The following is an 18,413-nucleotide window of genomic DNA, read 5'->3' as shown; positions in this document are numbered from 1 at the left end:
GGTCACTCCCCTCGCCATCCCCACCGTGGAACAGGAACGCTCCGCACGCCCCAGCCGTTGCCCGGCATCGGGTAATCCACCACGATCAGGTGGCGCCGCTCGGTGTAGTCGGGGGTTTTCCCGGCCCCCACCAGTCGCGTGGATATCGCCTCCCAAGTGCCGGTCTCGCGTGCTCCGCCGATGCTCGGCTCGTAGGCGGCGGTCCCGCCGAATCCAAGGCCCGCAGGCGGGTTGACCAGATATGTGGGCGGTTCCGCCAGGTATCTGGTCGTCGGCGACGTAACAGGGGTGTTGACCACGTGGTCGGCGATGCCGCAGCTGCCGTCTTCGGCGGCGGCGAGGTTCTGAGCTCCGATGGAGTAGCCGCCAACCTGCCGGATCGGCGCGGCGGTGAGCGAGGAGAGCAAGATCGCCACCGTCACCCCCACTGCTGTTTCGCTGATCGCGGCCGGCAGCCGGACGAGCAGCCGCCGCAGGCGATTCCGTCGGAGCGTCCAGGAAGGACGGGCGCGACCAGGGCACCCCACCGCCAACCACCACGCAGGGTTGTTCAGCGGCCACACCGGCTGCTCTCCCCGAGGCGCCCGTACTGCGAGTGCAGGAATTGTGCTTTCCAGCGAAGGTCTGCACGCTGCGAACACGGCCAGCGCGGTGCACAGCAATCCGACCACCACGGTCCGGTCGGAGGCTGGCCGGCGTGCACGGACAGCGATCAACACCACACCCGCAGTCAGGGTAGCGGCTCCGGCCCCGATCAGTGCGCCGAATTTGTGCGTCCATTCGGAGGGTGTCGCGATCACCAGGGTGCTCCGCCGGCGCGCTGGGCATCCGCATGGCGAGCGGGTTGTGTTCCATCCGACGACCCGGGCAGGCATCCCCGGCTAGGACTTGCCGTTGCCTGGTAAATGTTCTTGAGCGCTTTGAGGCCCTTTAAAGCCCTTTAGAAGCTGATCGTCCGAAGCGCGGTAGGACGGGCTTTTGTCTTTGAAGCGGCGAAAGCCGCTTAGCCCACCCCCAGGTGAAACCTGCGGTCAGTGCTCCTCGAACGGGTAGGCGGGGTCGCCGTCGGCGCCGCCGATGCGCTCGCGGTGCCGCGCCGTCGCGTAGGCGTCGCGTTCGATCGGGTAGCGGACGTAGTAGAGGTGGCCCCAGGTGTTGCCGGGGGCGTGGCGCAGGCGGGTGGGGAGCTCGAGCCGCTGGGACAGCATCGGCACCCCGGCGAACACGCCGCCCATGTCGGGCCCGAACGCCATCGAGCCCTCGCCGGCGGGCGGTGTGATCAGCATCCGGGGGCTGGTCGCGACGCCGTGCGACACCTGCGGGTAGTTGAAGAGGCAGGGAAAGACGAAGCTCATCGGCCAGTCGATCAGCGCCGGTTCCCGCTCTTCGAGCGCCTGCCGCAGCGGCACCACGTCCCGCACGGCTGGGCCGCTGACGGTCAGCCACCCCTGGTCGTCGCTGGTGCGATCCTCGGCACGCACCCGTACCCGCTCGGCCCCGGCCGGGATCTCGTCGGGCTCGACCGTGAGCAGCCGCCAACCGCGGAAATTCCGCCAGTCGATCGGTCGGCCGTGACGCGGGTCGTCGAACGGCAGATCCGTCGGGGGTGGATCGCGCAGCTCGCGCGTCGCCACCTGCCCTCCGCCGGCCGTGCCGAACTCCAGCGCCAGCGAATTGCCCTGCTCGGGCCGACCCGAGACCCACAGCGACAGCGTCTGGTCGTCGGCGAGGCCGGGCAGCCCGAACCAGGCGGAAGTCAGCGAGCCGGTCGTCTGCGGTCCGCCCGTCGTGCTGGTCCAGGCGAACTGGCTCGCCGACGTCGACGCCACCTCGCCCTCGGGTGCCTTCGGGTCGTCGGGTTTCTTCGCCTGCAAAGGCTCGCCCGAGCGCTCTTCGCGCAGGTCGGGCTCCTGCGGCGGCGCGTCGCCCGCGGTGAAGCCGTCGAGTTCGGCGGTCCCGGCCACCGGCTTCAGCCGCTCGGCGATCGGCAGCGCCTCGATCTCGCTCTCCAACCCGCAGCTGTTGGCCCGGATGCTCTGCCAGTTCATCCGGGCGATGGAGAAGCGGTCGCCCATCATTTGCGGCGCGGCGATGAAAGAACCGATCAGCACCGCCACCGACGCCAGCGCCGCCAACCCCAGCACCGACGACGGCATGACCGTCCACACGAGACCGCCGGGGCCGGGCTTGTTCGACAGCTTCGCGCGGACCCGGACGAAGCCGAAGGTGAGCACGCCGACCGCCGCACCCGTCGCGAGCCACAGCGCCGGGTTGTCCAGCGGCAGGTCGGGCCGGACGGGCGTGTCGGACCACGGCATCGCCAGGTTCGACTGCGACGGCCACGCGTTCGGTCCCGTGAACGCCAGGCCCGCCGCCACCGACGCGGCGATCCCACCGAACACGCTGACCAGCCGCGTTTCCCGCTTGGCGCGGTCGAGCCGGCCGACCCGCCCCAGCAGCACGACCGTCACCGCGAGCAGCGCGGAGCCGACCCCGGCAAGCGACCCGAAGTGGTGCGTCCACTTCGACGGCGTCAACCACATCGCCACCAAGACAGCGGCTACGGCACCGAGCAGCATCGGCAGGTCAGTCAGCCCGGTCCACCGGTGCACCTGCCGCATCGCGCACGCCGCGGCGATCAGCACGGCCGTCACGACGAGGAACACCACCATCCGCTTGCCGGAGGCGCCCCACATGCCCGTGCCAAGCAGGTTCGCGTACCGGTCGAACTCCTGGTACCAGCCGAGGCTGGGCCCGAACTCGTCGTGGATCGCGGTCGCCTGCCGGACCCCGCCCAGCGTCGAGTCGGCGAACATCGCCACCACGCCGACCGATCCCACGCAGCCGAGCAGCACGACGCGCATGGGCACGCTGATCCAACGCGGCAGCGCGCCGCGCTCCACCAGCACCCGGCCGATTCGCGGCGCGAACACGATCACGGTGATCAGCACGCTGACGCCGGTCGGCGTGACCGCCACCGTCAGCCCGGCGATCAGCGCGGCGATGCCGAGCCAGAACTGCGATGCCCGCGTCCGAGACATCTTCAGCAGAGCCGCGACCAGCGCGGACGTGCCGAGCGCGACGAACGGCTCCGGTCGGATGCCCAACCCGAACGGCAGCCAGCAGGCCAGGAAGAACACCGCCGCGAGCAGGTGCAGCGGCAGGCGCCGGGTGCCCCGGCACGCCGGCGCGACGATGCCGCGGCTGACGATGATCCAGGTCAGCAGCCCGGCGATCGTGCTGGGCACGCGCAGCCAGGCGGGCGCGAGGCTGTCCGCCGAAACCCATCGCATCAGGTGCTGGACCAGTGTGAACGGGGTTTCGGACGCGTTGAACCAGCGGTAGTAGTTGCCGACGTCGCCAGCCTCGTCGTAGTTGCGGACGGTCATCATCGCGAAGCCGTCGTCGTCCGTGAGCGGCCCAATGACCAGCCATCCCGCCAGCACCGCGGCGACCACGGCATCGACCGGCAGGAGCAGCGGCCGCAGGCGGATCGCGCCGAATGCCGGTGGGGCGTGGATGAACAGCAGGACCAGCGCCACGAGCGCGAGCACCAGCGCGGTCGTGATCAGGTTGCTCTTGATGTCGGTCGGCGAGGTGTCGAACCAGGAGAAGGTGCGGGCGGTCACCGACATTCCGGCCAGCTGCGCGGGTTCGAGATCGGTGGCGAAGGTGAATATCTCCGGCGCGGCCACCCCGGGCAGCACGATCGGCGGTCGGCCGCCCGGGGTCACCACGGATTGCCCGGAGTCCGCGTGGATCGCCAGGTCGCAGGTGCCCGGCGGCAGCGGCACCTGGTGCTGGTCGAGCACGAGCTCGGGTTTCCCGTCGCGGGTGGCCAGGACCAGGCCTTCGCGGGCGCTGCCCGGAGGCAGTGTGGTCAGGACCGTGGTCCGCTCCGGCCGGTCGAGGGCGGCCAGCAGCACCGGGCACGGCACGGACGCATCGAAGGAAGCTGGTCGGTAGGGCGCGAAGAACGCGGTCGTGGACTCGGCACCTGTCCAGCTGACCTCGGTGCGGTCGACCCAGACCGGTGCCAGCGGAAGGGCGAGCGCGCAGCCGAGCCCGGCGATGCCGACGCAGCACGCCAGCACGTGCACCAGCCATTGGCCGAGCCGGGACCGCTTGGGGCGGTCGGCTTCGACCGGCTGCGGTTCGGCCGGGGGATCGAGTTGCGCTGAGCTGCTCCAGTACTTCACCGCGCTCCTCGGAGATCGGAAATGCTTGCCGGTCATCCTGACCAAGCTGTGCGCGCCCACCGGTGGCGGCGCGCCGAATTCGTCCAGCCGATTGACGATCTGCGTCCCGCGCAGGTTGCCTGCGCGTGGGCAACGCTGCGCGCCGGTTCGGCGTTCATATGTCGAGCAGACGGGAGCAGACAGGTGGACGTTGCCGAGATCGCGGTGGAACGGTCGGCGCGGGCGCGGGCGCGGGTGGGGGTGCCGGTCTGGCCGTTGGTGGTCGGCGTCCTTTCGGGCGCGGTGTTCTGGGTCGTCCACGGTGCTCTGATCGACGACAGCTACATAACCCTGAGCTATGCCCGGAACCTGGCGCTGCACGGCCATTGGGGTCTGATCGGCGCCGAGGTCTCGAACTCCGCGACCGCCCCGCTGAACGTCCTAATTCTCGCCACGGCCATCGCGGTGGTGCGGGAGCCGGTGGTCGCGCTGGGCGTGGTGTTCGTGCTGGCCAACATCGCGCTCTCGGCATTCCTCGGCAGCGCGGCGCGGAACAGCGGATTCCCCGGCTGGATCGGGGCGTTTGGAGCGCTGCTGGTCGCGGCGAACCCGCTGGTGCTGTCGACGGTGGGGCTGGAGATGACGCTGGCCTCGGCCCTGCTCGGCTTGCTGCTGCTGGCGGCGGTACGGCGCCAACCGGTGCTGTTCGGCCTCGCCGCCGGGTTGCTGGCGCTGACGCGGCTGGACCTCGGCGTGTTCGTGCTGGTGGTGCTGATCGGTCGGCCGAGCCTGTGGCGCGGCTGGTGGCGCTGGCTGCTGACGGCCGTCGCGGTCACGTTGCCGTGGTTCACCTTCAGCTGGTTCTACTTCGGATCAGCGGTCCCGGACACCCTGGTGATCAAGCAGCTGCAGAAGTCCTGGGGTGATTGGGACTTCAGCAATGGGCTGGAGCTCTACCACGAGGCTTTCCCGACAGCGTTGGCGATTTCCCTGATCCCGGCGGTGCTCGGCCTCGTGTGCCTGCCGGTCGTGTGCGTGCTGCGGGTGTTCCGCCGCGCCGCACTGCTTTGGCCTTGGGAGCTGATCGGTCTCGGCGCAGTCGCGCACTACTACGTCTACACGCTGCTCGGGGTTCCGCCGTACCACTGGTATTACGCGCCGAGCCTGATCGGCCTGTCGTTGCTGCTCATCGGCGTTCTCGGCGCGGCCCGATGGCCCTTCGCAGCAGTGGTGGGGTGTGCGGTGTTCGCTGCGCAGGTCTGGTTCACCGGGCAGCAGGGGCTGCCGTGGCGTGAAGCGGCCATCACGACGAACTGGGCGACCCCGGCCGACTACGCGCGCATCGGCACCGAACTCGGACGGATCGTCGGCGACCGCACCGTTTCCAGCCCGGGCGAAATCGGCGCGCTCGCGTACTACTGCGATTGCGCGATCGTCGACGGGTTCTCGGACCGCGGCTACCTAGCGCCCCAGGTCGAGCAGCGCCTGGCCGGCGCGTCCCCGTTCGTCCGCGCGTTGCTGGAGTTCAACTACCGCCACTTCACCGCGCCCGAACCGCGCCCGATCGACGTCGTCCTCCGGCGCGAACCCGGCCCCGGCCCGGACCCGCTGTGGAACATCGCCTCGACCTGGGCAGAACCCGCCCACCTGGTCCTGGAACCCGTTCCGGCCGGTCGAGTCCCATGACCGGTTTCGGTTGCCATCGCTTTCGAAAACGTGCACCGGCAGCCTACCTGCGGCGGGCGATGGCCATGATGTGCGGGCTGGCGCCGAGCAACTCCGGGCGCTGCGGGCGCCGATGTGGTTGGTTCGACGGGTGCTGACGTGGTCGGTTCGCTCGGCACCTCTGCGGACGTGCTCGGCGCCGACGTGGTTGGTTCGGTTTGCGCGACTGCCGGCGATGTGTCAGCCAGCCCGATGATCGCTGCGGTGGCGGCCGCTGCCGCCACGAGTCGTTTGACGTTCACTCGCAACCCTTTCGGTCAGCTCACCTGGTGATCGCCGAAAGACCGCAGGTTGCCCGGCCTCGCGATCCTTGCCGCGAAAGGACCACTCGCGGGCCTGGCGCGATGAGCGAGTGCCAGCCGAAGGCAGCGGAGATCCGCAGAGCCCAGCTCCGGGCTGCCAACTGCACGGGGTACCGGGAGTTCGTCGAGTTCCTGCGCGGACTCGTCGGGAACGATCGCGCGAGTGCCCCGGGTCGACGGCCCCCACAGCTCCGAACCGGCTGCGGGTGAACTTTCCGTGGGTCCTCCGGCGATTCAGGCAGGTTGGAGGACCCACGGACACGGGCGCCCGGTAAACCCCACTTCGCCAGGCGTCCGCGCTTCCTCTGCGCACAGCGCGTCGGGAAGTCGCATATTCCGGACGGAACGCCTTCACCGCCGGCGTCACCACGATGATCGCCGGAAGGGGGCGAAACGTTGCCTGCGGAGCCGAAATTCCTCCAACTCCCCGGCGAGGTAGGCCCGCGAGTGCTTTCAGGCGGTACGCACCCAGCACTGACCACGGGCCTCGACCTGCGGAGACGTGGGAAAGCAGCGGGGCCGCCGGAGGTGGTTCCGGCGGCCCCTCCGAAAGGAAATCAGATCGGCAGGCGGCGGAAGATGGCGCGCGGCACGTGCCGCAGGATCGACATCACGAACCGGAACTGCGCGGGGGCGTACACCAGCGGACTGCCCTTGCGGACGCCGTCCACGATCACCTTGGCGACGCCTTCCGGGGTGTTCGCCATCGGCGCTGCCTTCATGCCCTCGGTCAGCTTGGTGTGGGTGAAGTTCGGCCGCACGACAGTCACCTTGACGCCGTGCTCCTCCAGCGCGTAGGTCAGGCCGGTGAAGAACACGTCCAGGCCCGCCTTCGAGGAGCCGTAGACGAAGTTCGACCGCCGCGCGCGCTCACCGGCGGGGGAGGACATCACCGCGACGTTGCCGTGGCCCTGCTTGCGCAGCTTCGCGGCCAGCAGCACGCCCAGCGACACCGGGGCCACGTAGTTGATGTCGGCCACCGCGCGGGCCGCCTCGACGTCCGTCCAGCCCTTCTCGTTGTCGCCCTGGATGCCGAAGGCGATCAGCGTGACGTCGACGTCGCCGTCGGCGAACGCCTTGTCGATCACCTCGGCATGCGTCTCGGGCTTGCGGGCGTCGAACGTCAGGATCGACACCGTGCTGCCAGTCTTGCGCAGCGTCTCGGCGGCCTCGTTCAAGCGCTCCGACTCTTCGGGGCGATCCGCGAGGATGATCCGCAGCGGGCGGGCTTCGGCGTACTGCTTCGCCGTCGCCAGCGCGATGTCGGAGGTGCCGCCGAGCACCAACAGGGATTGGGGGTTTCCAACGGCGTCGATCACAGCTCAAGCCTCCGGCTCATGTCTGAGGCGAAAATGCCTTCGGGGTCTACGGATTGGCGGATCTTGCGGAACTCGTCCACGCGCGGGTACATCCGGTGGAACGTCTTCGCCGTGGCCCGCGAGTCCTTCGCGGTGTACAACCGGCCACCGATCTCGAGCACCATCTCGTCGAGATCGGTGCACAGCTGGGAAAGGCCCGATTTGATCGGGAAGTCGACGCAGACCATCCAGCCGGGGTGCGGGAACGACAGCGGTGCTCGGTTGCCCTCACCCATCTGCTTGAAGACGTTGAGGAACGAGTAGTGCCCGGAGTGCGCGATCTTCAGCAGGATCCGGCGCAGATCCTCGTGCGCGTTCAGCGGCGTGCTGAACTGGTACTGGAGGAATCCCCTGGAACCGTACGCTCGGTTCCACTCGCCGAACATGTCCAGCGGGTGGTAGAAGGCGGTCAGGTTTTCCACCACACCGAGCTTGCGCTTGGGTGACTTGCGGAACCACGCCTCACCGAGAGCGCTGAAGGTCAGCTTGTTGGCCAGCCCGTTGGGGAACACGTCGGGCAGCGTCGCCAGCTTGGGCGCGTCGAATTTCAGCGGGTTCGCGCGCAGCTTCGGAGGCAGGTCGTCGAGTTTGGCCAGCGAGCCGCGGCTGAACGCGGCGCGGCCCAGCTTGGAACCGGTGGAGATGGCGTCGAACCACCCCGAGGAGTACGTGTAGTTGTCCTCGGAGCCGTTGCTGACCAGTTCGAGCGTCTCGTCGAGGTTGTCGGTGCGCTCCAGGTCGGCCACGAAGTAGGCGGTCTCGGTCCGGGTCATCCTGATCTTGGCCCGGACGATGATGCCGGTGAGGCCGATGCCCGCGACGGTCGCCCAGAACAGCTCCGATTCGGGGCCCTCAGGTGTCACCGTCCGGACTTGCCCGTCCGCGGTGATCAGGTCCATCGACACTACGTGGTTGCCGAAACTGCCTGCGCTGTGATGGTTCTTGCCGTGGATGTCGTTGGCGATCGCGCCGCCGATGGTCACCTGGCGGGTGCCCGGCAGCACTGGGACCCACAGGCCGTAGGGCAGCGCGGCCTTCATCAGCTGGTCCAGGCTGACGCCCGCATCGACGTCCACGATCGCGGTGTCTGGGTCGATGTCGTGGATTCGGTCCAGCGGGGTCATGTCGATGACCACACCACCAGCGTTCTGCGCGACATCGCCGTAGCTGCGGCCCAGCCCGCGGGCGAGGACGCCGCGCTCGTCGGCGGTGCGCACCGCCTCGGCGATCTTCTCGACGTCAGCGGTGCTCAGCACGCGTGCCCGCGTCGGCGCCGTGCGACCCCAGCCGTAGAGTTCCTTGGTTTCCAACGCGGCAGTCATCAGAGGCTCAGCCTCCGGGAGAGGTCGGAGTGGAAGATGCCCTCCGGGTCGACCGCGGCGCGGACCTTGCGCCACTCCTCGATCCGCGGGTACATCTGTTCGATCATCTCGGCGGAGGTGCGGGACTCCTTGGCCAGGTACAGCCGGCCGCCCGCGTTGCGCACCATCTCGTCGAGTTCCTGGCACAGCCGGTCCAGGCCCGGGGTGATCGGGATGTCGACGGTCAGCGTCCAGCCCTTGCGGGGGAACGACATCGGCGCCTGGTTGCCCTCACCGAAGGTCTTGAGCACGTTCAGGAACGACACGTGGCCCGACGCGCTGATCTTGTCGATCGAGCGGCGGAACATCGCCTCCTGCCCGAACGGCACCATGAACTGGTACTGCAGGAAGCCGTTGGAGCCGTAGACCCGGTTCCACTCGCCGACCAGGTCGAGCGGGTGGAAGAACTGGGTGATGTTCTGCACCATGCCGAACTTCGTCGGCGCCTTGCGGTACCAGACTTCGTTGAACGCGGTGATGGTGAACTTGTTGACCAGGCCGTTGGGGAAGATCGGCGGGGCGGTCATCAACTGCGGCGCGTTGAACTTCAGCGGGTCCTTGCGCAGCTTCTTCGGCAGGTCTTCGACGCGGGCCGAGTTGCCGCGGGTGAGCAGCGCGCGGCCCAGCTTGTCGCCGCGGGCCAGTGAGTCGAACCAGGCGACGGAGTAGACGTAGTTGTCGTCAGAGCCGTCGGTGAAGTGCTCGATCAGCTCGTCGAGGTTCTTCGTCTGCACGTTGTCGACCAGGAAGTACGCGGTCTCGACGCGCTTGAGCTTGATCGTCGCGCTGATGATGATGCCGGTCAGCCCCATGCCGCCGACCGTGGCCCAGAACAACTCGCAGCCCTCGCCGTCCGGGGTCAGCGTGCGGACCTCGCCGTCGGCGGTGAGCAGGTCCAGCGACAGCACGTGGCTGCCGAACGAGCCCTGCGAGTGGTGGTTCTTGCCGTGGATGTCCGAACCGATCGCGCCACCGATGGTGACCTGCCGGGTGCCCGGCAGCACCGGGATCCACAGTCCGAAGGGCAGCAGCCGGCGCATCAGCGTGTCCAGCGACACGCCCGCGTCCACGACCACCGTCGCGTTGTCCACGTCGATCTGGTGCACCCGGTCGAGGGCGGTCATGTCGATGACGGTGCCGCCCGCGTTCTGCGACGGGTCGCCGTAGCTGCGGCCCAGACCGCGGGCGATGACGCCTCGTTCACCGGCCTCGCGGACGGCCTTGGCGATCGCCTCGACGTCCGGGGTGCTGACGACGTGCGCCCTGGTCGGCGCGGTGCGCCCCCAGCCGGTCAGCGTCTGAAGCTCGTCCTTTACCGATCCCACCCAGCCGAGTCTATCCGCGCTGACGTGGCAGATACCGGCGGGTACATCCGGTCCCCGGCGATGTGCGATGTGTCATCGCTACACTCGCTTGGGACGTTCGCGGAGTTCGATCTCCCGCGTCTTCGGCGTCTAGCCGGGTGCCCCAGGTGCCGAATGCCCTGTCGTCGGATCCCGAGGTGAACCAGTGGCCGTGGCCGAACCCGCAGCCCAGACCGAACCGAAGCGGCTAGGCGTCTTGAACCAGCTGTTCCGCTTCATCGTCATCGGCGGCGGCTGCGCGATCATCGACTTCGGCACCTACTCGCTGATGTTGGGCGTGTTCGGTTGGCCGGTGTGGCTGTCCAGGGGGATCAGCTTCGTCCTCGGAACTTCCGCGTCATACGTGATCAACCGGAAGCTCACCTTCCACGGTGCGAGCACCGGGAACACGAGGGCGAAGGCCGGTGCCTTCGCCCTCGTCTACATCGTCACGTTCTTCGTGAACTGGGGCACCAACCAGCTGCTGGTCATGCTCACGGGCGCCGAAGGAACCCCGTGGATGATCACAGTCTGCTGGATCGCCGGGCAGGGCCTGGGCACGCTGATCAACTTCGTGATGCTCAAGTGGGTCGTCTTCCGCGAATGACCCACAAGGGTCCCAGTCGCCGCCCGGCTCCCCGTGGAGAGAAACCGGTGCCCCGCCGAGGTGGCGTCAGTTGCGGAAGCCGGTGCCTCGGGCCGGGGCACCGTAGGCGTTGGCGTCGGAGCGGGTCGTCTCGACGTGCGCCGTGGCCACGTGCGCGAAGTTCACCGCGAAGCGGCCGCCGTCGGCGGTCGCGAGCGACTTCGTCTGGCCGTTGGACATCAGGTCGGCGAGCACGTCGCCGAGCGCATCGGCCTCGGCCGGGGCCAGCGCGATGTGCAGCGGCTGGCTGACGCCGGCGAGGTGCAGCACGAGTCCGGGTCGCGTTTCGGGCATCGGATCTCCCAATCGCAGGGTGACGGGTTCCTTGCGCCGCAAGGACTTCTCTGCCCAGCGCAGCACGTACCGGCCGTCCCGGCACCGGATTTCACCCTCAGCGGACCCCGTAACCCCCGCCCACCGGCCGTTTTCGCTCAAGGCGTACCCCAGCACCTCCCGGCGGCGATCCGAGAACGACGAGGGGCGTCCGCGACCAGATCACTGCTCGGGTTCTTCCTCCGGCGGTTCGAAGGCCTTGACGTCGTTGCGGTCGTCGCTGTTGGGGACGTCGCCCGGCAGGTGCACCGTCTTCGACAGCGGACCCGGCGTCCAAGTGCCCCAGTGCGTCTCATCGTGCACGTCCATCGCCGCCTGTGCGGGCAGCGCGTCCGGCTCGTACGGGTCGACCGCGTACAGCGAGCCCCAATCCCGGTGGATGTTGTTCTTCAGGTAGGTCGGCAGCTCCCGCATGCTGGTTGCCACGTTGAGCCAGCCGAACGGCCCGCCCGCGTCCGGCGACGACCAGCCCTGCCCGATGTCGCGCGCCTCGGCGCCGGCCGCCACCCGGAACTTCGGGATCTCAGCGATGCCGTGGTGCACGCTCGGCAGCTGCAGGCACGGGTTCACCAGGGCGGCGGTCCACTCCACGAACGTCGGCTGGTCCCCGACGAAGTCGGTCATGTTCACCAGCTGCGGCGCCCGCGGCGCGCTCACCGCGACCCAGCCGTTTGGCCCCAGCGAGTTGTCGGTGGCCACTACCCGCATCTTGGTGGCGCCTTCGGACTTGCCGCCGAGGGTGAACCGGAAGTCCCGCCACGCCGGACCCGGCTGCTGCACCACGTACTTGCGCTCGGTGATCAGGAAGCCGTTGTCGGTGTCGTGGCCGAACTCCAGCGCCACCGAGTTCGCGCCCAGCTCCGCGCCGGCCAGCGATAGCACCACCGGCACCTCGCCGGTCTTCGCCCGATCCGGCAGGTCGTACCACTGGGTGCGCAGCTCACCGGTGCCGACGCCGGCCGCGTCGTAGCTGCCCCACACCGGCGCGTTGTCGTTGCCGAACTGGTGCGGCGGCTTCCAGTTGGGTTCCTGCATGTCGGAGCCGTCGCCGGGCGGCAGTCCGGGTCGGTTGAAGCCGACCATCTTGGCCCGCAGGTACTGGTCGGCGTCTTCCTTGCCCTCCAGGCGCTTCGGCGGGACGCCGATGTCCTTGTCCTCCGACAGCGCCGCCTTGCCCGGCTGGCCGCCGGACACCCGCAGCATGCCGGACTGCGGGTTCGTCTCCACGTAGACGTAGTCGGACAGCCCGCAGCTGGAGCCGACGATCTGCTTGATGTTGTCCGCGCCGAGGCTGTAGCTGCCCCACTGCTTCTGGATGACCTTGCCGAAGTTGGCGAGCTCGAACAGCACCAGCAGCGCGCACAGGATCGACAGCGGCGCGGTGCCAAGCCGCAGCGCGCGGCTGCGCTTCTCCTCGCGGCCGAAGCGCTCGTCGACGACCTTCGGGTTGTTCTCGTCGATGCGCAGGTGCTCGATGAACGCGACGATCAGCGCGATCCCGGCGATGCCCAGGAAGACCGTGCTCAGTTCGTGGCCGCTGATCTGCGGCGGCATGTTGAACCAGGGCACACCCCACCCCGAGACGTACCACCAGGCGTTGGGTCCGGTGGCCGCGAACGCCAGGATCACCATGAGCATCGCGACGAACGCCGCGCGGTTGCGCTTGGACCGCAGCACGGTGCTGCTCGTGGCCAGCGCCGTCAGCGCGGCCAGCGCGCCGCCGAACGCGGCGAAAATGCCGAAGTGGTGCGACCACTTGGTGGGGGTCAGGACCAGCACCACGAAGGACAGCGCGGTGACCGCGAGCAGCCGTCGGCTCGGGCCGAGCGCCGCGCCCCGGATGCGGCCCCGCCGCAGCAGCACCACGGCGCAGGTCGTCAGGCACAGCATGACCAGCAGCACCGGGAACCGGCGGGTCATCGAGCCGTCTGGCGTCTGGCTGAACAGCAGGTTGTAGCGGCTGAGCTCCTCGTACCAGCTCTGGCTCGGGCCGAGTTCGGTGCGCAGTGCGGTGGCGTCCACGACCGACTGCCAGGTCTGGTCGGAAAACACCAATGTCAGGATCACGAACCCGGAGGCCGTGATCGGGGCCAGCACCGGCACCCAGCCGAACTCCTGCGCCCGCTTGCGCACCAGCCGGAACAGCGGCTTCAGCGCCGCCACGAACGGCAGCACGGACACCATGCCGTGCGGGTTCGCGCCGACCGACAGCGCCGCGACGACCAGCCCCAGCGCGGCGGGCATCAGCCGCCCGGTGGCCACCGAGCGCTCGACCGCGCAGAGCGCCAGCAGCGAGAACAGCACCACGACCGGCTCGGGCCGCAGGCCGTTGTCATAGGGCAGCCAGAACGCCAGGAACACCGCGGCGGCGGCCCAGCCGGCGGCGTTGCTGCGCCGCACCTGCTGGCCGAGCCGCGGCAGCACCTCGCGGCTGATCAGTAGCCAGCTCACGATGCCCATCAGCAGCGCGGGCAACCGCACCCACGGTGTCGCCGTCGACACCTGCACCCACAGCGCGTACAGCTCGTAGAACCAGCCGAACGGCGCCTCGGGCACGCCGAACCAGCGGAAGTAGTTGCTGATGTAACCGAAGCTCTCGCGCGCCCGCGCGATGGTCAGGATGTAGCCGTCGTCCGAGGTCATCGCACCGATGACCCACCAGACGGCCAGTGCGCCGATCACCGAAACGTCGCGGAACGTCGGCTTCCACCAGCCGGCCGGGGCCCACTTCGGCGGGCGGCGACCGGCCCGCACGTCCAGCCGCCGCAGGCAGATCAGCGAGCCGACGAACGCCAGCACCGCGAGCGCGATCACCGAGAGCTTGAGCGTGGTCGCCTGGCTCTCGTAGCGGTTGTCGACGCGAGCCTCGAAGGACACGCCGCGCACGTCGTCGATGCCGTCGTTGAGGCCGGAGTAGATGCCGGTCAGCTGCGGGCGCTGGTCGCCGCGGAGATTCGCCAGCGGCTCGGTGCCGACGCTGGCCGTGGTGCCGAAGGCGTCGGAGTGCAGCGAGAACGAGCAGTCGCCCGCGGGCAGCGGCACCGTGCCCACCTGCTGACCCTTGGTCAGCATCGTCAGGTGGCCGTTGTCGACCTGCAGCGTGAGGCCGGTCAGCTTGCCGTAGTCCGACGACGGCGGGTTCGTGCTCAGCAGCGTGGCCGGGCCGTCGGTGCGGGCGTCCAGGCTGCGCACGGCCGTGCAGGGGAACTCGGCGTCCAGCCACACCGGGGAATAGCTGACCAACGGTGCCGACACCGACTTGGTGCCTTCCGCCGTCGGCCACTTCAGGGTCGTGATGTTGTAGTTGACCGGAAGGAACGGCACGGCCAATGCGAGCACCGTGCCGAGCAGCCCGAAGACCGTCGCGAACAGCTTCAACCGCTTGGCCGACGGTTGTCGGCGATTCGTCTCGGTATCCGCCGAAGCATCGTCCGTTCGGCGGCTTTCCTCCTGGCCACTGAGCACGGGCCGAGGATAGTAGTTGCTGGTCCGTGCCCTTTCGCGGCATTCGACGGGTGTGCAAATGAACACTTCATGCAACGCCGTGAGCTGCGATCTCAGGAAGCTCTCAGGCCGTTCTCAGCGTCCCGTGACAACGCGGTGACCAATTCGGCCGGGCCCAAAAGCTATCCGGCCGCGCTGGCGCGTCAGGCAAGCGGCGAAGGCGGCTTTCTCTTTTGCACCGCCGCGGGCTCTCAGCGGTCGTCTCGCGAGGACAGCCCCGATGCCGCGTATTGGAAGTCTGGGATCTCGCATGCGAGACGACCGCTGAGGTTCCGCTACCCGCACCGCCACGCAAAACGAGTTGATCCATGCTTTCGTCAGCGGCGGTAGAACTTTTCCTGTTGGCCTTGGCGGAGCAGGCGCAGCCATTCCTTGAATGCCTTCAGGTCGCGCTTCTGCCCCACGAAGTACAGGCCGAAGCGGAGCACTTCCAGCGCACCGATCTTGCGCATCCCCGGCTGCGACAGCAGGTAACCGCGGTTGCGGTAGGTGTAGTAGCGCTTCGCCGCGTCCGACGGGTCCTGGGCGTGGAACCGACCGCCCAGCATCGGCTTGAACTCCGCCGAACCGTCCGGGTGCAGGAACCGGGTGCGCAGTGTGGTGCCGAACGGCAGCCCGGAGCGCACCACCCGGCGGTGCACCTCCACCTCGTCGCCGCGGAAGAACAGCCGGTAGTCCGGCACTCCCACCACGTCCAGCGTCGAGGCGCGGAACAGCGCGCCGTTGAACAGCGACGCGATGCCCGGCAGGAAGTCGCCGTCGCCGAGCTCGCTGACCCGGCGCTTCCAGGTCAGGCCGCGGCGCAGCGGGAACGCCAGCTTGTCCGGGGTGTCGATGTTGACCACCACCGGCGACACCGCGGCCAGCCGCCGCTGCTTGGCGACCTCCAGCAGCGTCGCGAGCGCGTGCTCGTCGGCGGGGCGGCCGTCATCGTCGCCCAGCCACACCCACTCCGCACCCAGCGACAGAGCGTGCAGCATGCCGAGCGCGAAGCCGCCGGCGCCGCCGAGGTTGCGCTGCGAGACCAGGTAGGTCGACGGGATCGGGCAGTCCGCCACCACGTCCTGCGCGGGCTGGTCCGGACCGTTGTCGACCACCACCAGGTGATCGGGCAGCCTCGTCTGGCTCCCGATGACTTTCAGGGACTCGGCCAGCAGCTCGCGACGGTGCCTGGTGACGATCACCGCGACTACGGACCCGGCCGGCAGCTGCTGTGCGGAGTCGGTGCTCATGAGCCTTCTTTGCTCCCGATCGTGGCCGCGGATTCGCCGATCCGAGCCAGGGTTTCCTCACTGAGGTGCTCGAAGGGGTCGTATCCCTTGTAGTGCGTCAGCACTTCGCGCAGCGATCCCTGCTCCCGCATCCCGCCCTTGTCCATCCAGATGGCGGTGCTGCACAGCTCGATCAGGAACTCGTCGGAGTGCGAGGCGAAGACCAGGATGCCCGATCGCTTGACGAGGTTGTTGAGCCGGTCCCGCGCCTTCTCCAGGAACTCGGCGTCAACTGCGCCGATGCCCTCGTCGAGGATCAGGATCTCTGGGTCGATCGAGGTCACGACGCCCAGCGCCAGCCGCACCCGCATACCGGTGGAGTAGGTGCGCAGCGGCATCGCCAGGTAGTCGCCGAGCTCGGTGAACTCGGCGATCTCGTCGATTCGCTTCTCCATCTCCTTACGGCTCATGCCGAGGAAGAGGCCGCGGATGATGATGTTCTCGTATCCGGAGATCTCCGGGTCCATGCCGACACCAAGATCGAACACCGGTGCGACCTTGCCGATCACCCGCGCGCTGCCGCGGGTGGGTTCGTAGATGCCGCTGAGCAGGCGCAGCAGCGTCGACTTGCCCGCCCCGTTGTGTCCGACGAGGGCGACCCGGTCGCCGTGCCGCAGCGATAGGTCGATGTCGTGCAGCGCTTCGATGATCGGTACCCGGCTGTCGGTGCCGATCTTGCCGCCCGCCTTGCCGAGCACGGCCTTCTTCAGCGAGCGAGACTTCGCGTCGAAGATCGGGAAGTCGACCGCTGCATTCCAGACGTCAATGCTGACCACGGTTGTTCGGCCTCACTCAGACCCAGTAGGAGACACGGGCACGGTAATTGCGCAGCACAATCAGGGCCAACGCCCAGCCCACAACGGTGATCACGCCGACCACCAGCCAGTGGTGCCACGCGATGGGGGAGCCGAGCATCGGCTGCCGGATGATCTCCAGGAAGTGCATGAACGGGTTGATCTCGGCCAGTTGGGCGCGTTCCGCGATCGCGGGGTTCGGGTTCGTCTTGAACTCGTCGTAGTTCCACACGATCGGCGTCATGAAGAACATCAGCTGGACGACGCTCTGCGTCACCGGCGGGATGTCCCGGAAGCGGGTCGAGATCGTGCCCACCACGAGGATCACCCAGGCGCCGTTGAGCGCCAGCACGGCGAACGCCGGGATCGCCAGCAGCGAGACCAGCGTGAGCGGCTTCGGGAAGATCAGCAGCAGCACGAAGTAGACGACGAGGTTGTGCGCGAAGAAGAGCACCTGTCGCCACAACAACCGGAGCACGTGGATCGTGACCGGGGCGGGCAACTGCTTGATCAGGCCCTCGTTCGAGATGAAGACCTCGGAGCCTTCGTTGATGCAGTTGCCGATGAAGCCCCAGATGATGAAACCCACGGCTAGGTACGGCAAGTGCACCGAGAGTTGCTGGTTGAACAGCTGCGAGTACAGCAAACCGAGTGCGGTGCACGTCACAGCCATGCTGATGGTTATCCACAGCGGGCCGATGACGGAGCGTCGGTAGCGCTGCTTGATGTCCTGCCAGCCGAGGTGTGCCCACAGCTGTCGCTGCCCGAAGGCATCGCCGATGTCCTTGAAGGCTTTACGCCAGGTCTGCGACGAAGTCTCGGGAGGGGCTTCAGGTCGGTCTAGCGTGCTCGTGGACTGCACAGTGCGTCAGAGTACCGACCACGAGTGTGCCCCCCGGGTGAGGGCATCACTCGACGGCGTCGCGCCCGTCTGACGTAGGGCGCGACGCCTCCACGGAGCGTCACAGGTATTGACCGATGTCCCGGTTGTGGCCGGTTTCGGCTTCGCCGCTGCTGCCCACGGGCAGGCCTCGGCGCATCTGCTCCAGCTGGGCCCGGGCCGCCATCTGCTGGGCGAACAGCGCCGTCTGCAGGCCGTGGAACAGGCCCTCCAGCCAGCCGACTAGCTGGGCCTGCGCGATCCGCAGCTCGGACTCGGACGGCGTCGTCTCCTGGGCGAACGGCAGCGACAGCCGCTCCAGCTCCTCGATGAGCTCCGGGGCGAGGCCCTGCTCCAGCTCGCGGATCGAGGACTGGTGGATCTCCTTGAGGCGGCTGCGGCTGGCCTCGTCCAGAGGTGCCGCCCGGACCTCCTCCAGCAACTGCTTGATCATGGTGCCGATGCGCATCACCTTGGCCGGCTGTTCGACCAGGTCGTTGATGTCCTCGCCGCGCTCCGGCTGGTCGTCGGCGTTCATGGCGGCACCGATCGGCTTGCCGTCCTCGCCGACGACGAACACCTGCGGCCTGCCCTCACTCGGATCGTGGGTCATGTCTCCATCCTGGCTTGTCGCTACAAGATTCGAAATCCCGGGGCAGCGCTGCGGCCCGCGGGTCCAGACCCTGAGATCTGACCTTGCGCGAATTAGGGTGCCGGG

At 68.4% G+C, this 18,413-nt stretch carries 13 protein-coding genes; 2 read left to right on the top strand and 11 right to left on the bottom strand.

Annotated elements, in window-relative coordinates:
• Window positions 1–2 precede the first annotated feature (2 nt).
• Window positions 3–800: a hypothetical protein gene (locus ACWDKQ_RS00365; protein WP_450136594.1), complete on the bottom strand. Its 798-nt coding sequence runs from the start codon at window positions 798–800 to the stop codon at window positions 3–5.
• Between the two features lie 231 nt (window positions 801–1,031).
• On the bottom strand, window positions 1,032–4,199 hold the full coding sequence (locus ACWDKQ_RS00360; RefSeq protein ID WP_450136593.1) for an arabinosyltransferase domain-containing protein: 3,168 nt from the start codon (window positions 4,197–4,199) through the stop codon (window positions 1,032–1,034).
• A gap of 183 nt (window positions 4,200–4,382) precedes the next feature.
• Between ACWDKQ_RS00360 and ACWDKQ_RS00355 the strand changes: the two genes are divergently transcribed.
• Window positions 4,383–5,864, top strand: coding sequence for a hypothetical protein (locus ACWDKQ_RS00355; RefSeq protein ID WP_450136592.1), 1,482 nt, complete (start codon window positions 4,383–4,385; stop codon window positions 5,862–5,864).
• An 898-nt stretch (window positions 5,865–6,762) separates the two neighbouring features.
• Here the strand turns inward: ACWDKQ_RS00355 and ACWDKQ_RS00350 are convergent.
• Genes ACWDKQ_RS00350 through ACWDKQ_RS00340 form a run of 3 tightly spaced genes read right to left on the bottom strand, consistent with a single transcriptional unit; the run spans window position 6,763 to window position 10,249 of the window.
• A complete protein-coding gene (locus tag ACWDKQ_RS00350; protein ID WP_450136591.1) occupies window positions 6,763–7,524 on the bottom strand; it encodes a decaprenylphospho-beta-D-erythro-pentofuranosid-2-ulose 2-reductase in 762 nt (253 codons plus the stop codon).
• Window positions 7,521–8,885 (bottom strand): FAD-binding protein, encoded by a 1,365-nt coding sequence (locus tag ACWDKQ_RS00345; protein WP_450136590.1) that lies wholly within the window; start codon window positions 8,883–8,885, stop codon window positions 7,521–7,523. Before ACWDKQ_RS00345 ends, ACWDKQ_RS00350 begins: the two co-directional genes overlap by 4 nt.
• On the bottom strand, window positions 8,885–10,249 hold the full coding sequence (locus ACWDKQ_RS00340) for an FAD-binding protein (protein WP_450136589.1): 1,365 nt from the start codon (window positions 10,247–10,249) through the stop codon (window positions 8,885–8,887). Before ACWDKQ_RS00340 ends, ACWDKQ_RS00345 begins: the two co-directional genes overlap by 1 nt.
• 184 nt (window positions 10,250–10,433) lie before the next feature.
• Between ACWDKQ_RS00340 and ACWDKQ_RS00335 the strand changes: the two genes are divergently transcribed.
• Window positions 10,434–10,874 carry a GtrA family protein gene (locus ACWDKQ_RS00335; RefSeq protein ID WP_450136588.1) on the top strand — a complete coding sequence of 147 codons (441 nt, stop codon included), beginning with the start codon at window positions 10,434–10,436 and terminating at the stop codon, window positions 10,872–10,874.
• A gap of 66 nt (window positions 10,875–10,940) precedes the next feature.
• Here the strand turns inward: ACWDKQ_RS00335 and ACWDKQ_RS00330 are convergent, their stop codons facing one another.
• From ACWDKQ_RS00330 to ACWDKQ_RS00305, 6 genes are all read right to left on the bottom strand, one after another.
• Window positions 10,941–11,207 carry a hypothetical protein gene (locus ACWDKQ_RS00330; RefSeq protein ID WP_450136587.1) on the bottom strand — a complete coding sequence of 89 codons (267 nt, stop codon included), beginning with the start codon at window positions 11,205–11,207 and terminating at the stop codon, window positions 10,941–10,943.
• Window positions 11,208–11,408: 201 nt separating this feature from the next.
• Window positions 11,409–14,711 (bottom strand): arabinosyltransferase domain-containing protein, encoded by a 3,303-nt coding sequence (locus ACWDKQ_RS00325; RefSeq protein ID WP_450136586.1) that lies wholly within the window; start codon window positions 14,709–14,711, stop codon window positions 11,409–11,411.
• A 356-nt stretch (window positions 14,712–15,067) separates the two neighbouring features.
• Complete coding sequence (glfT1, locus tag ACWDKQ_RS00320) at window positions 15,068–15,982, bottom strand: galactofuranosyltransferase GlfT1 (protein WP_450136585.1); 915 nt, start codon at window positions 15,980–15,982, stop codon at window positions 15,068–15,070.
• A complete protein-coding gene (wzt, locus tag ACWDKQ_RS00315; RefSeq protein WP_450136584.1) occupies window positions 15,979–16,797 on the bottom strand; it encodes a galactan export ABC transporter ATP-binding subunit Wzt/RfbE in 819 nt (272 codons plus the stop codon). Before wzt ends, glfT1 begins: the two co-directional genes overlap by 4 nt.
• Window positions 16,798–16,813: 16 nt before the next feature.
• Window positions 16,814–17,677, bottom strand: coding sequence for a galactan export ABC transporter permease subunit Wzm/RfbD (gene wzm, locus ACWDKQ_RS00310; RefSeq protein WP_450136583.1), 864 nt, complete (start codon window positions 17,675–17,677; stop codon window positions 16,814–16,816).
• 100 nt (window positions 17,678–17,777) lie between these two features.
• On the bottom strand, window positions 17,778–18,308 hold the full coding sequence (locus tag ACWDKQ_RS00305) for a bacterial proteasome activator family protein (protein WP_450136582.1): 531 nt from the start codon (window positions 18,306–18,308) through the stop codon (window positions 17,778–17,780).
• Between the last annotated feature and the right edge of the window lie 105 nt (window positions 18,309–18,413).

Source organism: Saccharopolyspora sp. NPDC000995, from assembly GCF_053599315.1.
Note: the sequence above shows the minus strand (reverse complement) of the source record. Positions and strands in the feature narration are given on the sequence as shown.